Origin of the sequence: Paracoccus sp. PAMC 22219, from assembly GCF_000787695.1 — a bacterium.
Classification (GTDB): domain Bacteria; phylum Pseudomonadota; class Alphaproteobacteria; order Rhodobacterales; family Rhodobacteraceae; genus Paracoccus.
On record NZ_BBPH01000088.1, the window covers coordinates 14,477 to 28,253 of the forward strand.

A 13,777-nucleotide genomic window follows, 5' to 3' on the forward strand; every position below is an offset into this window, starting at 1 on the left:
AATATTTATCCGCGCCGACGGGAACAAGTCACGTTTTAGCGGCCTGACCGGTGCTGGCGCGCGCCACCAGATCGACGCCCAGGGTGATGCTGTCGGTGACCTCCTGCCCCTGCATCCGGGCCAGCAGGACCTCGGCCGCGCGCCGGCCAAGGCGGGCGCGGTGCTGGCGGATCGTGGTCAGGCCGGGGCTGCTGTAGGCTGCCATCTCGATATTGTCGAACCCCATGACCGAGATGTCCTGCGGCACCCGCAGCCCGGCCACGATCAGCCCGTGCATCAGGCCGATCGCCATTTCGTCGTTGTCGCAGAAGACGGCGGTGGGGCGGTCGGGCATGGCCAGCACCTGCGCGGCCATCTGCTGGCCGAACCGGGCGGTGAAATCGCCGGTGATGCTGTCCTGGGGTCCGGGATCGGGCAGGCCCGCCTGCGCCAGCCCCTGCAGGAACCCCTGGCGCCGCGACACGGTCAGCGAGCTGCCCTGCGGCCCGGTCAGGTGCAGGATGCGGCGGTGCCCCAGTTCGGTCAGGTGCCGCGCGGCCAGGCGCCCCCCCTCGACATTGTCGGCCAGCACGCGGGGGGCCGACAGCCCCTCGATCCATTCGCAGGCCTGCACCAGGGGCGGACAGCCGGGGCGGGCGAACAGGCCCGGCTCCATCTGGCCGTCCAGCACGATCACCCCATCCGACCGCGACCGCGTCAGATAGGGGCCCAGCACCTTCATCGCGGGCTGGTCGGGCACGGCGGTGGTGTCCATCACCAGCAGGCTGAGATTGTGCCGGCGCAGCACCTCGGAGATGCCCGACAGGATCTGGGAAAAGAACGGATTGGCCAGGTTCGGCACCAGCGCCAGCACGCCGCCGACCTGCTGCTGGCGCAGGTTCCGGGCGGTGAAGTTCAGCGTATAGCCGGTCTGCGCGATCGCCGCCTCGACCGCCTTGCGGGTGCTGTCCGAGACGATGGACGGGTTCGAGATGGCCCGGCTGACGGTCGCCACGGACACCCCGGCCAGCTTGGCGACATCATGGATTCGGGGCGGACGGGGTTGATCTGACACAAGAAACCTTTGTTCGGGACAGGATCAGGCTTAGCGAAAAAAATAATGTTGTAAACCTTTTCATCCTGTGAGAACGTCGGATGAAACCGATTACATGACTTGGAATCGGGCAAGGGGAACTTCGGAGGGGAAGTTCCGGGAGGATATATGAAGACCATCAAGGGCCCCGGCCTTTTCCTGGCCCAGTTCGTGGGACCGCAGGCGCCGTTCGACAGCTTTGGCGCGATCACGGCATGGGCTGCCGATTGCGGCTATCTGGGCGTGCAGGTGCCATCGGGCGCCGAGGCGCTGATCGATCTGGATCTGGCCGCGACCTCGACCACCTATTGCGACGATCTGAGGGGGCAGGCCAACGGTCTGGCCATCACCGAACTGTCCGCCCATATCCAGGGCCAGCTGGTCGCCGTGCATCCGGCCTTTGACGATGCCTTCGACGGCTTCGCCCCCGCATCGCTGCGCGGCAATCCCGCAGGACGGCAGGCCTGGGCGGTGGACCAGATGCGCAAGACCATCAACGCGTCCGCCAATCTTGGCCTGGACCGGATGGCGGCGTTTTCCGGCGCGCTGGCCTGGCCCTACATGTATCCTTGGCCGCAGCGGCCCGCGGGCCTGGTCGAGGCAGCGTTCGATGAACTGGCCGCCCGCTGGCGCCCCATCCTGGACCATGCCGACAGCCGCGGCGTCGATATCTGTTTCGAGATCCATCCCGGAGAGGACTTGCACGACGGCGTCACATTCGAGATGTTCCTGGACCGCCTGGACCAGCATCCGCGGGCCAAGATGCTGTACGATCCGTCGCACTATCTGCTGCAACAGCTTGATTACCTTGATAACCTGGACATCTATGCCGACCGGATCGGCATGGTCCATGTCAAGGATGCCGAATTCAACCCGACCGGCCGGCAGGGCGTCTATGGCGGCTATCAGCCTGGGCGCAGCGCGCCGGGCGGTTCCGCAGCCTGGGCGACGGGCAGGTCGACTTCAAGTCGATCTTCGCCAAGCTGGCAGTGATGGGTTTCGACGGCTGGGCCGTGGTCGAATGGGAATGCGCGATCAAGCACCCCGAGGATGGCGCCCGCGAAGGCGCGGCCTTCGTGCGCGACCACATCATCCGCGTGACCGAACGCGCCTTTGACGACTTTGCGAACGGAGGAGCCGACATGGACGCCAATCGCCGCATGCTGGGGCTGTCCCGATGAACCGCCCGATCAGACTGGGCATGGTCGGCGGGGGCGAAGGCGCCATGATCGGCAACGTGCATCGCATCGCCGCCCGGCTGGACGGTCGGTTCGATCTGGTCGCAGGCGCGCTCTCTTCGGACGAAGCGCGAGCGGCGGAAAGCGCGCGTGCCTTGGGCATCACCCGCAGCTATGGCGATTTCCGCCAGATGGCGCGCGACGAGGCTGCCCGTCCCGACGGGATCGAGGCCGTGTCCGTCTGCACCCCGAACCACCTGCACGAACCCGTGTCGCGCGCCTTTCTGGAGCAGGGCATCCACGTCATCTGCGACAAGCCGATGACCGCCACGCTGGACCAGGCGCGGCACTTGGCGGACGTGGCGCGGGGTTCGGATGCGCTGTTCATCCTGACGCACAACTATTCCGCCTATCCGCAGATCCGGCAGGCCCGCGCCATGATCGCGCGCGGCGATCTGGGTACGCTGCGGCTGGTTCAGGTCGAATACGCCCAGGACTGGCTGACCCAGGATACCGACAGCAAGCAGGCCGAATGGCGCACCGATCCGGCCCGCGCCGGTGCGGGCGGCGCCATTGGCGACATCGGCACACATGCGTTCCAGCTGGCGCGGTTCGTCACGGGCGAACTGCCCGAGCGGCTGGCCGCGGACCTGACCAGCTTTGTCCCCGGCCGCAAGCTGGACGACAACGCCCATATCCTGCTGCGCTATGCGTCGGGGGCCAAGGGGATGCTGTGGGCCTCGCAGGTCGCGCCGGGGACCGAAAATGGGCTGCGCCTGCGCGTCTATGGCGACAAGGGCGGGCTGGAATGGCAGCACGACACGCCCGAGACGCTGAAATACACTCCGTTCGGTCAGCCTGCGCAGATCCTGCGCCGCGCGGGTCCCGGCAGCACCCCGGATGGCAGCCGCGTGCCCCCCGGCCACCCCGAGGGATACCTGGAGGGGTTCGCCAACCTCTATGCCGAGGCCGCGCAGGCGATCCGCAGCGGCACCATGCCCGACACCCTTCCCGGCATCCGCGACGGGCTGGAGGGGTTGCAGTTCATCGACGCCTGCATCCGGTCGAACGCGGCGGATGCGGCCTGGGTCCAGGTGATGCCATGACCGATCCCATCCTGGCGCTGACCGGCGTCACCAAGTCCTTTGGCCCCATCGAGATCCTGCACGGCGTCGATTTCGCCCTGCATCCCGGAGAGGTCCATGCCCTGATCGGCGAAAACGGCGCAGGCAAGTCCACGACCATGAAGATCCTGGCCGGATACCTGGACCCCACGGGCGGGCAGGTGACCTGGCAGGGCAAGCCCATGTCCTTTTCCGGGTCGGAGCAGGCCGAGGATCTGGGGATCATCATGATCCACCAGGAATTCAACCTGGCCGAACACCTGTCGGTCGATCAGAACGTCTTTCTGGGCCGCGAATTGCGGCGCGGGTTCCTGCTGGACCACAAGGCGATGCGCGCGCAGACCGCCGACCTGCTGGGCCAGCTGCAATGCCGGGTCGATCCGGCCACGCCGGTGAACCGCATCTCGGTCCCCGACAAGCAGATGGTGGAGATCGCCAAGGCCCTGTCGCGCAAGGCGCGCGTCCTGATCATGGACGAACCCACCGCCGTTCTGACAGAGCGCGAGACCGAGGTCCTGTTCGCCCAGATCGAACGCCTGCGGGCCGAGGGGGTCGCGATCCTGTACACCTCGCACAAGCTGGGCGAGGTCAAGCGCATCGCCGACCGCGTGACGGTGCTGCGCGACGGCACGATGGTGCGGTCGGACCTGACCGCAGACGTGTCCGAGGACGACATGGCCGCCGCGATGGTCGGGCGCGAACTGTCCGACCTTTTCCCGCCCAAACCCGCCCACGGGGCCGAGCCGATCCTGGAGGCGCAGGGCATCACCGTGCCCGGCGTGGTCCATGACGCGTCCCTGACGCTGCACCGGGGCGAGGTGCTGGGCATCGGCGGCCTGGTCGGGTCGGGTCGCACCGAACTGGCCGAGGCCATCGCCGGCCTGCGCCCCCGCAGCGGCACCGTGCGCCTGAAGGGGCAGGACCTTCCCGCGAACCACGTGGCCACCGCGATGCGCGCGGGCCTGGTCTATCTGACCGAGGACCGCAAGGGCGCGGGCCTACTGCTGGACAAGACCCTGCGCGAGAACCTGACCCTAGGCCAGCTGGACCGTTTCGGCAGCCCCCTGATCGACCGCAAGCGCGAGGAGGCCGCGCTGGACAGCGCCATCGCCGATTTCGCGATCCGCGCGCCGGAACGCGGCATGGCGGTGGGCGATCTGTCCGGCGGCAACCAGCAGAAGCTGCTGTTGGCCAAGACCCTGCTGTCGGACCCCCAGGTCGTCATCATCGACGAACCCACCCGCGGCATCGACATCGGCACCAAGCAACAGATCTATGCCCTGATCGCGCGGCTGGCCGCCGAAGGGCGCAGCATCATCGTCATCTCCTCGGAAATGCCCGAACTGATCGGTCTGGCCAGTCGCGTGGTCGTCATGCACGCTGGCCGCATCGTGGGCGAACTGGCCGATGCGGCCGTGACCGAGGGCAATATCGTGCGTCTGGCCATGGGCCTGGACGGACATGAAAAGGACAGCGCCGCATGAGCATGGCAACCACCGCCCCGACCCGGCGTCCCAGGGTCAATCTGGCCGTCATCGCGCCCATCGTGGCGCTGATCGTGCTGATCCTGATCGGCATGGCGCTGAACCCGAACTTCCTCAGCTATGCCAACATCACCAACGTGCTGGCGCGGTCGGCCTTCATCGGCATCATCGCGATCGGCATGACGTTCGTCATCACCGCGGGCGGGCTGGACCTGTCCGTGGGGTCGATGGCGGCCTTTGTCGCGGGATTGATGATCCTGGTGATGAACATGCTGACCGAAAGCATGGGCGGCGGGTTGCCCGTGATCCTGATCGGCATCGCGCTGGCGCTGTTCACCGGGCTGGCCGCGGGCTTCGTCAACGGCATCCTGATCACCCGCGCGGGGATCGAGGCGTTCATCCTGACGCTGGGTACGATGGGCATCTATCGCAGCCTGGTGACCTGGCTGGCCGACGGCGGCACGCTGTCGCTGGGCTACGAGATGCGCGAGCTGTACCGCCCCGTCTATTACGACGGCATCCTGGGGATCAGCTGGCCGATCATCGTCTTTGCCGTGCTGGCGATCCTGGGAGAGATCGTGATGCGCCACACAGCCTTTGGCCGCCACTGCGCCGCCATCGGGTCGAACGAAAAGGTCGCGCGGTATTCGTCGGTGGCGGTCCTGCGGGTGCGGCTGATGACCTATGTCCTTCTGGGCACGCTGGTCGGCATCGCGGTCGTCATGTACGTGCCGCGCCTTGGATCGGCATCCGCCACCACGGGCCTGCTGTGGGAGCTGGAGGCGATCGCTGCGGTCATCATCGGCGGCACCCTGCTGAAGGGCGGCTTCGGCCGGGTCTGGGGCACGGTCGTGGGCGTGCTGATCCTGTCGCTGATCGGCAACCTGCTGAACCTGACCGACTTCGTCAGCCCCTATCTGAACGGTGCCATCCAGGGCGTCGTCATCATCCTTGCCGTCGTGCTGCAACGTAACACCGGCGCCGCACGCTGAATTTCACCTGTGGGAGGAGTAACCACCATGAAAAAGATATTGATCGCCACGACCGCCCTGATGGGCCTGACCGCTGTCCCGGCACTGTCGGAAACCATCGGCATCTCGATCCCGGCGGCGACGCATGGCTGGGCGGGGGCGCTGAACTTTCACGCCGAACGCACCGTCGAGCGCCTGTCCGAGGCGAACCCCGACCTGGAATTCGTGCTGACCACCACCTCGGATCCCGGGCAGCAGGTGTCGGACCTGGAGGACATGGTCGCCACCCGCGGCATCGACGCGCTGGTCGTCCTGCCGTTCGAATCCGAACCCCTGACCGGTCCGATCCAGCGCATCGCCGACAGCGGCGTCTGGGTCACCGTGGTCGACCGGGGCCTGGCCCAGGAAGGCATCGAGAACCTGTATGTCGCGGGCGACAATGACAGCTTTGGCCGCACCGCCGGCCAGTATTTCGCCGACACGCTGGACGAGGGCGCCAAGGTCGTCGTGATGCGCGGCATCGCATCCACCGTCGACAACGAGCGCGTGGCGGGCTTCGAGGCCGCGCTGGAAGGATCGGGCGTCGAGGTCGTGGCCATGGACCACGGCAACTGGAACCGCGACACGGCCTTCAACCTGATGCAGGACTGGCTGTCGCGTTTCCCGGAAATCGACGCGGTCTGGGCGGCCGATGACGACATGGCCGTGGGCGCGCTGGCGGCCATCGATCAGGCCGGCCGCACCGAAGAGATGTTCGTGGTCGGCGGCGCCGGCATGAAGGAGATGGTCGACCGCATCCGCAACAGCGATCCGACCGTGCCGGTGAACGTGACCTATCCGCCGTCGATGATCTCGACCGCGATCGAGATGACGGCCCTGGGCCTGACCTCGGGCGCGCCCATGTCGGGCGAGTTCATCATCGCATCCGAGCTGATCACCCCCGAGAACGCCGAGGACTTCTACTTCGAAGACAGCCCGTACTGACGACGACGCGGCGCGGGATGTGACCCGCGCCGCAACCCGACCCCGGAGGAGGGGGTCGTTCCGCCCCGAAATGTAAACGGTTTCATAGTTCGCCTTCGGGCGTGACCGGGGCTACATCCAAGGGAGGATAAGCATGACCGATCTGTCGGACCGCGCAACCATGACCCGGCGCGGACTGTTTCACGGTGCCAGCGGCCTTGCGGCCCTTGGTGCGGGCTTGGGGGCCGTGCCCCTGATGGCCCAGGATGCACAGCCTGCGGGGCTGCAGGGCAACATCAACCATTCCGTCGCACGCTGGACCTTTGGCGATCTGCCGCTGGCCGATCTGTGCCAGCTGGCCCGCCAGACGGGCCTGGGCGCGATCGATCTGTGCGGACCGGACGACTGGCCGGTGCTGGCCGAACACGGGCTGGCCAGTTCGATGTGCAACGGCGCCGAGATCAGCCTGGAGGACGGCTGGGCCGACCCCGCCAACCATGACGCGCTGACCGAACGCTATCTGCGCCACATCCCGCTGGTCGCGGAGGCGGGGCATGTGAACCTGATCTGCTTCAGCGGCAACCGCCGGGGCATGTCCGACGAGGATGGCCTGCGCCATTGCGTCGAGGGCCTGTCGCGCATCCTGCCCGCCGCGCGCGATGCCGGCGTCGTGCTGCAGATGGAGCTGCTGAACAGCCGCGTCGATCACCCCGACTATCTGTGCGACCGCAGCGCGTGGGGCGTGGCGCTGTGCGAACGGCTGCAAAGCCCGCAGTTCAGGCTGCTCTATGACATCTATCACATGCAGATCATGGAGGGCGACGTGATCCGCACCATCATGCGCGACCATCGCTGGTTCGGGCATTACCACACCGCCGGAAACCCCGGCCGCAACGACCCCGACGACAGTCAGGAACTGAACTATCCCGCGATCTGCAGGGCGATCCGGGACACGGGCTATCAGGGCTGGGTGGCGCAGGAATTCATCCCCCGCGACCCCGCTCCGCAGGCCGCCGCCGCATCGCTGCGCGACGCCGTGCTGACCTGCGACGTCTGAACGCCTCAAGCAATTTCTAGAAAGGAACGCCAGATGGCAGACAACATGCATTACGACGCGATCGTCGTCGGATCGGGCATCAGCGGCGGTTGGGCCGCCAAGGAGCTGACGGAAAAGGGCCTCAAGGTCCTGATGCTGGAGCGTGGCCGCAACATCGAGCATCTGACCGACTACGTGAACGCCGAAAAGGAGGCGTGGGATTATCCCCATCGCGGCACCGCCACGCTGGAGATGAAGGACAACTATCCGGTCCTGTCGCGCGACTATCCGCTGAACGAGCAGACCTTTGGCATGTGGGCCAACGAGCAGGAAAACCCCTATGTCGAGGCCAAGCGTTTCGACTGGTTCCGGGGCTATCACGTCGGTGGGCGCAGCCTGATGTGGGGCCGCCAGACCTATCGGTTTTCGGACACCGACTTTACTGCCAACGAACGCGAGGGGATCGCGACCGACTGGCCGATCCGCTATGCCGACATCGCGCCTTGGTACGACCACGCCGAGCGGTTCGCCGGCATCTCGGGGACGAACGAGGGGCTGGACATCCTGCCCGACGGGCAGTTCCTGCCGCCCATCCCGCTGAACATCGTGGAAAAGGACGTGGCCGCCCGCCTGCGCAACGCATTCGGCGGCAAGCGGTACCTGATCAACAGCCGTGTGGCCAACATCACGGAATCGCTGCCCGATCAGAATCGCGTCGCCTGTCAGTATCGCAACAAGTGCTGGCTGGGCTGCCCCTATGGCGCCTATTTCAGCACCCAGTCCGCGACGCTGCCCGCCGCCATGGCCACGGGCAACCTGACGCTGCGGCCGTTTTCCATCGTCAAGGAGGTCCTGTACGACAAGGACCGCAAGCGCGCGACCGGCGTCGAGATCATCGATGCCGAAACGAACATGACCTATGAATACACCGCCGACGTGGTGTTCCTGAACGCCTCCAGCTTCAATTCGACCTGGGTGCTGATGAATTCGGCCACTGATGTCTGGGAGGGGGGCCTGGGGTCGTCGTCCGGGGAATTGGGCCACAACGTGATGGACCACCATTTCCGCGTCGGTGCCGAGGGCCGGGTCGAGGGGTTCGACGACAAGTATTACTTCGGGCGTCGTCCGGCGGGCTTCTATATCCCGCGCTTCCGCAACATCGACGGAGAGGAGCGCAACTATACCCGCGGCTTCGGCTATCAGGGGTCGGCCAGCCGCCAGGGGTGGCAGCGCGACATCGCCGAACTGAACATCGGCGCGGACCTGAAGCAGGCCTTGTCGACGCCGGGCAACTGGACCATCGGCATGACCGGTTTCGGCGAGATGCTGCCCTATCATGACAACGCCATCTCGCTTGACCGGGGCACGACGGACAAGTGGGGCCTGCCGGTCCTGTCCATCAGCGTGGATCTGCGCGAGAACGAGATGCGCATGCGCGAGGACATGAAGCAGGACGCCGTCGACATCCTGGAGGCCGCCGGCGTCAAGGACGTCAAGCCGGTCGATCGCGACTATGCCCCCGGCATGGGCATCCACGAGATGGGCACGGCGCGCATGGGCCGCGACCCGGAAACCTCGGTCCTGAACGGCAACAACCAGGTCTGGGACGCGCCGAACGTCTATGTGACGGACGGGGCCTGCATGACCTCGGCCAGCTGCGTGAACCCGTCGCTGACCTACATGGCGCTGACCGCACGCGCGGCGGATCACGCCGTCAAAGCCCTCAAGAACGGAGATCTGTGATGAACCGTCGCGACCTTCTGACGATGATCGCCGCCGTCACCGGCACGGCCATGCTGGGTGCGGGCAGGGTGATGGCCTATGTCCCGACCGAGACGGGCCAGAACCTGTTCACCCCCGAGGATGCGGCGTTTCTGGACGAGGTGGCGGAAACGATCATCCCCGCCACGGACACGCCGGGCGCCAAGGATGCCGCGGCGGGCGCCTTCATGACGCAGTTCGTCAGCGACTGCTACGACGCCGACGAACAGGCCGCCTTCCGCGACAGCATCGAGACGCTGAAGGCCGAGGCTCAGTCCCGCTATGGCGCGGCCTTCGAGACGCTGGAGCCCGCGCAGCGCCAGGAGATGCTGCAGGAGGCGATGGTTGCGGCCGCAGCCCAGGCCGTCGTCGTCAACGAGGCCAAGGAGCAGGCCCGCCAGCAGGCGCGCGATGTCCAGCCCTCGGCCGACACCGCGGCCTCGGCCGAGGCGGATGTCGACCTGCCGGCGCTGCACTGGTTCACGCCGCTGCAGCAGCTGACCCTGCTGGGCTTCTTCACCTCGGAGATCGGGGCGACGCAGGTGCTGCGCTATGAGCCGGTGCCGGGCGAGTACATCGGCGATCTGGACTATGACGGCGGGCCGGCCTGGGCCACCTGATCCCCGCATCGGCCCCGGCATGTCCGGGGCCGTATTTATTTGCAAAGGACATTGCCATGAAACTGATGACATCGATGGTCGCGCTGCTGGCGTTGGCCGCCCCCGCCCTCGCCCAGGACGCCGCCGAACCGACCCCCGAGGAACGCCAGGCCCAGTCCCGCGTGACCGAGGTCGCGGGCCCCGAACCCCGCCTGGTTCAGACCCCCGAAGGCGCACCGCCGTCGGATGCGGTCGTGCTGTTCGACGGGACCAGCCTGGACGGATGGGAATCCGTGAACGGCGGCGCCGCCGAATGGATCGTCGAGGACGGCGCAATGCGCGTCGCGCGCGGGTCGGGCGACATCCGCACCACCGAAAGCTTCTGCGACGTGCAGCTGCATGTCGAATGGCGTTCGCCTCCGAACACCGAAGGTCACGACAGCCAGGACCGTGGCAACAGCGGCATCTTCCTGCAGAGCCGTTATGAGGTTCAGGTCCTGGACAGCTTTGAAAACCCGACCTACGCGAACGGGCAGGCGGGCTCGATCTACAAGCAGCATCTGCCGCTGGTGAACGCCTCGCGCGCGCCCGAGGAATGGCAGTCCTATGACATCATCTTTCAGGCGCCGATCTTCTCGGACGAGGGCGCGTTGCGCCGGCCGGCCCACATCACCGTGCTGCACAACGGCGTCGTGGTGCAGAACCACGCCGAGATCCAGGGCGTGACCGAATGGATCGGATACCCCGCCTATGAGGCGCATGACTGCGCGCCGATCCAGCTGCAGGACCATGACGCGGATGTCAGCTTCCGCAATATCTGGCTGCGCCCGATGTGATCCGCCCGGGTCCGCCCTTGCGGCGGGCCCGACCATCGCGACACGAAAAAGGGGCCGCGACGATGTCGCGGCCCCAGTCAACCTGTCCGGCAGGGAGGGTTCAGCGCGTGGCGCTGTCCGGCAGGTTTTCCGTCAGGAAGGTGGCGCCGGTCATCACGACCTCGGCGGCGTCCAGGGGCTGGTCATGCTCGATGATGTACCACTGCGCGCCGGCCTCCTCGGCGGCGGGCAGGATCGCGGCCCAGTCCAGCGTGCCTTCGCCCAGGGCCTTGAAGCCGCGCTCGTCCTCGGCCTCGCCCTCGGGGGCGTTGTCCTTGGCGTGGATCGCAAAGACGCGGTTGTCAAAGCGGCCCAGGTATTCGACCGGGTCCAGACCGCCGCGCGTGACCCAGGCCAGGTCCAGTTCGGCCAAAACCTCGGGGCCCGCGGCCTCCATCATGATCTCCAGCGCGGTGCGGCCGTCGAACTGCACCATCTCGAAATCGTGGTTGTGATAGGCCAGCGTCATGTCCTCGGCCTGCAGGGTCGCGGACAGCGCGGCCAGCTCTTCGCCCAAGGCGGTCCAGCCGGCGGCATCCGCGGGGCGGTCCTCCTCGGCCAGATAGGGGACGGTGATGACGTCGTTGCCGATCGCCTTGTTGAAGTCGATCACGGCCTGCGCGTCGGCGCGCAGATCGGCCAGCTGGGCGTGGGTCGAGATGGCCTCGATCCCGTATTCCTCCAGCTTGGCCGACAGGTCCTCGGCGGTGCTGTCCTGCATGCCGACGGTCTCGACCGCGGTGACGCCCGCCGCCTGGACGGCCGCCAGCTGTTCGTCCAGCGTGCCGTGGTCGCGCAGCGTGTACATCTGGACCGCGATGGGCAGATCGGACGTCGCCGCATCCTGGGCCAGCGCCATCGGTGCCATCAGCGTGGCCAATCCGCCGATCAGGGCGGTTCTTGCAAATGTCATGGTCTTCTCCTCTGGTCCCCGCTCCTCCGGGGGTTGCTTCAGATGTAATGGATTTCATTCCGTCTGAAAAGGATTACATTCACACCCGCCCGGCTTTTTGCCACCGACATCGGCGCGCTGTCGCCGGTCGGCTTGCGCCCGCTGCCGTTTCGCCCTAGGCCCCCGCTGCGCCAACCAGAGGACATCATGGCCCACAACGACCTGGAAGCCCGACATCTTGATACGCTGGACCGCGACCTGGGGCGGTTCTCGGCGCTGGAAAACGCCACCGCCTATGTGGCGCGCCCGCTGGTCGCGCCGGGCGTCGCGCTGGCCTTTGTCATCCTGGCGGGGGTCGGGGCGATGGTGGCCTTCGGGCAGACCGACAACACGCTGATCGTCGTGGTGGCCGCGATCTTCGGTGCCTACATGGCGCTGAACATCGGCGCCAACGACGTGGCCAACAACATGGGCCCTGCGGTCGGCGCGAATGCGCTGACGATGGGCGGGGCCATAGCCATCGCCGCCGTGTTCGAGACCGCGGGCGCCCTGATCGCGGGCGGCGACGTGGTCGGCACCATCTCTCGCGGGATCATCGATCCCCAGACCATCGGGGCCGACGGCATCTTTGTCTGGGCGATGATGGCCGCGCTGCTGTCCTCGGCGCTGTGGGTGAACCTGGCGACCTGGATCGGCGCGCCGGTGTCCACGACCCATTCCATCGTCGGCGGGGTGATGGGCGCGGGGATCGCCGCGGCCGGCTTCGGCGCGGTCAACTGGCCCACCATGGCCACCATCGCGGCCAGCTGGGTGATCTCTCCGGTGCTGGGCGGCCTGATCGCCGCGGGATTCCTGTGGTTCATCAAGGCGCGCATCATCTATCGCGACGACAAGATCGCGGCGGCGCGCGTCTGGGTGCCGGTGCTGATCGGCATCATGGCGGGCGCGTTCGCGGCCTATCTGGCGCTCAAGGGTCTCAGCCGCATCTTCGACGTGACCTTTTCCGGCGCGCTGATCATCGGCGCGGTACTGGGCCTGATCTGCTGGCTGGTGATGATCCCGGTGATCCGCCGCCAGTCGCAGGGGCTGGAGAACCGCAACAAGTCCCTCAAGGTGCTGTTCGGCATCCCGCTGGTCGTGTCGGCGGCGCTGCTGTCATTCGCGCATGGCGCGAACGACGTGGCCAATGCCGTGGGGCCGCTGGCCGCCATCGTGCAGGCCCTGGGCACGGGCGGCACGGCCGAGGCGGTGTCGATCCCGCTGTGGGTCATGCTGATCGGCGCGTTCGGCCTGTCCTTCGGCCTGTTCCTGTTCGGACCCAAGCTGATCCGCATGGTCGGCAGCCAGATCACCAAGCTGAACCCGATGCGCGCCTATTGCGTGTCGCTGTCGGCGGCACTGACGGTGATCCTGGCCAGCTGGCTGGGCCTGCCCGTCAGCTCGACCCATATCGCGGTGGGCGCGATCTTTGGCGTCGGGTTCTTTCGCGAATGGGACGCGCTGCGCCGCGCCCGCGCCGCGCAGGGCGCCACCCCGGAGCGCCCCAGCACCGCCCCCGAGGAACGCCGCCGCCGCAAGCTGGTGGTGAAATCGCGCGAGCTGGCCCGCCTGTGGCAGTCGACCGCGCGCGAGGGGATGACGCTGGTTCCGCTGGTGATGTATTTCAACCACCGCGGCATCGTGAAGCTGAAGATCGCCGTCGCCAAGGGCAAGAAGAACCACGACAAGCGCGAAACCAGCGCCGCCCGCGACTGGAATCGTCAGAAGGCCCGCCTGCTGAAGCAGGGATAGGCCATTGCAGCCTTGGCCCCCGGCCTGTAGA

At 66.9% G+C, this 13,777-nt stretch carries 11 protein-coding genes and 1 pseudogene; 10 read left to right on the forward strand and 2 right to left on the reverse strand.

The window, feature by feature from the left end; all coding sequences use genetic code 11:
• Window positions 1–28: 28 nt before the first annotated feature.
• A complete protein-coding gene (locus tag TY51_RS10685; protein WP_042249416.1) occupies window positions 29–1,054 on the reverse strand; it encodes a LacI family DNA-binding transcriptional regulator in 1,026 nt (341 codons plus the stop codon).
• A 147-nt stretch (window positions 1,055–1,201) separates the two neighbouring features.
• Between TY51_RS10685 and TY51_RS10690 the strand changes: the two are divergent.
• From TY51_RS10690 to TY51_RS10730, 9 genes and pseudogenes are all read left to right on the forward strand, one after another.
• Window positions 1,202–2,253 (forward strand): annotated as a pseudogene (locus tag TY51_RS10690) (sugar phosphate isomerase/epimerase family protein).
• Window positions 2,250–3,356, forward strand: a complete 1,107-nt coding sequence (locus tag TY51_RS10695) for a Gfo/Idh/MocA family protein (protein ID WP_042249418.1) — start codon at window positions 2,250–2,252, stop codon at window positions 3,354–3,356. Before TY51_RS10690 ends, TY51_RS10695 begins: the two are co-directional and overlap by 4 nt.
• Window positions 3,353–4,858 (forward strand): sugar ABC transporter ATP-binding protein, encoded by a 1,506-nt coding sequence (locus tag TY51_RS10700; protein ID WP_042249421.1) that lies wholly within the window; start codon window positions 3,353–3,355, stop codon window positions 4,856–4,858. Before TY51_RS10695 ends, TY51_RS10700 begins: the two co-directional genes overlap by 4 nt.
• Entirely contained in the window at window positions 4,855–5,850 is a 996-nt protein-coding gene (locus TY51_RS10705; RefSeq protein ID WP_042249423.1) for an ABC transporter permease, read from the forward strand. Before TY51_RS10700 ends, TY51_RS10705 begins: the two co-directional genes overlap by 4 nt.
• Before the next feature lie 27 nt (window positions 5,851–5,877).
• Entirely contained in the window at window positions 5,878–6,813 is a 936-nt protein-coding gene (locus tag TY51_RS10710) for an ABC transporter substrate-binding protein (RefSeq protein WP_042249425.1), read from the forward strand.
• A gap of 133 nt (window positions 6,814–6,946) precedes the next feature.
• Window positions 6,947–7,849, forward strand: coding sequence for a hydroxypyruvate isomerase family protein (locus tag TY51_RS10715; RefSeq protein ID WP_052650031.1), 903 nt, complete (start codon window positions 6,947–6,949; stop codon window positions 7,847–7,849).
• A gap of 33 nt (window positions 7,850–7,882) precedes the next feature.
• On the forward strand, window positions 7,883–9,571 hold the full coding sequence (locus tag TY51_RS10720) for a GMC oxidoreductase (RefSeq protein ID WP_042249427.1): 1,689 nt from the start codon (window positions 7,883–7,885) through the stop codon (window positions 9,569–9,571).
• Window positions 9,571–10,209, forward strand: a complete 639-nt coding sequence (locus tag TY51_RS10725) for a gluconate 2-dehydrogenase subunit 3 family protein (protein WP_042249430.1) — start codon at window positions 9,571–9,573, stop codon at window positions 10,207–10,209. The genes TY51_RS10720 and TY51_RS10725 overlap by 1 nt, the downstream gene beginning before the upstream one ends.
• A 56-nt stretch (window positions 10,210–10,265) precedes the next feature.
• Window positions 10,266–11,024: a DUF1080 domain-containing protein gene (locus TY51_RS10730; protein WP_042249433.1), complete on the forward strand. Its 759-nt coding sequence runs from the start codon at window positions 10,266–10,268 to the stop codon at window positions 11,022–11,024.
• Between the two features lie 100 nt (window positions 11,025–11,124).
• On the opposite strand, the gene TY51_RS10735 is transcribed toward TY51_RS10730, so the two are convergent.
• Window positions 11,125–11,976, reverse strand: a complete 852-nt coding sequence (locus TY51_RS10735) for a sugar phosphate isomerase/epimerase (RefSeq protein ID WP_042249437.1) — start codon at window positions 11,974–11,976, stop codon at window positions 11,125–11,127.
• A 186-nt stretch (window positions 11,977–12,162) separates the two neighbouring features.
• Here TY51_RS10735 and TY51_RS10740 point away from each other — a divergent pair, with 186 nt between their 5' ends.
• Window positions 12,163–13,746, forward strand: coding sequence for an SsrA-binding protein (locus TY51_RS10740; protein WP_081994881.1), 1,584 nt, complete (start codon window positions 12,163–12,165; stop codon window positions 13,744–13,746).
• Window positions 13,747–13,777 lie beyond the last annotated feature (31 nt).

Coding starts and splice junctions, on each gene's coding strand:
- TY51_RS10695 (WP_042249418.1), top strand. CDS start 2,250: ATGAACCGCCCGATCAGACTGGGCATGGTCGGCGGGGGCGAAGGCGCC.
- TY51_RS10700 (WP_042249421.1), top strand. CDS start 3,353: ATGACCGATCCCATCCTGGCGCTGACCGGCGTCACCAAGTCCTTTGGC.
- TY51_RS10705 (WP_042249423.1), top strand. CDS start 4,855: ATGAGCATGGCAACCACCGCCCCGACCCGGCGTCCCAGGGTCAATCTG.
- TY51_RS10710 (WP_042249425.1), top strand. CDS start 5,878: ATGAAAAAGATATTGATCGCCACGACCGCCCTGATGGGCCTGACCGCT.
- TY51_RS10715 (WP_052650031.1), top strand. CDS start 6,947: ATGACCGATCTGTCGGACCGCGCAACCATGACCCGGCGCGGACTGTTT.
- TY51_RS10720 (WP_042249427.1), top strand. CDS start 7,883: ATGGCAGACAACATGCATTACGACGCGATCGTCGTCGGATCGGGCATC.
- TY51_RS10725 (WP_042249430.1), top strand. CDS start 9,571: ATGAACCGTCGCGACCTTCTGACGATGATCGCCGCCGTCACCGGCACG.
- TY51_RS10730 (WP_042249433.1), top strand. CDS start 10,266: ATGAAACTGATGACATCGATGGTCGCGCTGCTGGCGTTGGCCGCCCCC.
- TY51_RS10735 (WP_042249437.1), bottom strand. CDS start 11,976: ATGACATTTGCAAGAACCGCCCTGATCGGCGGATTGGCCACGCTGATG.
- TY51_RS10740 (WP_081994881.1), top strand. CDS start 12,163: ATGGCCCACAACGACCTGGAAGCCCGACATCTTGATACGCTGGACCGC.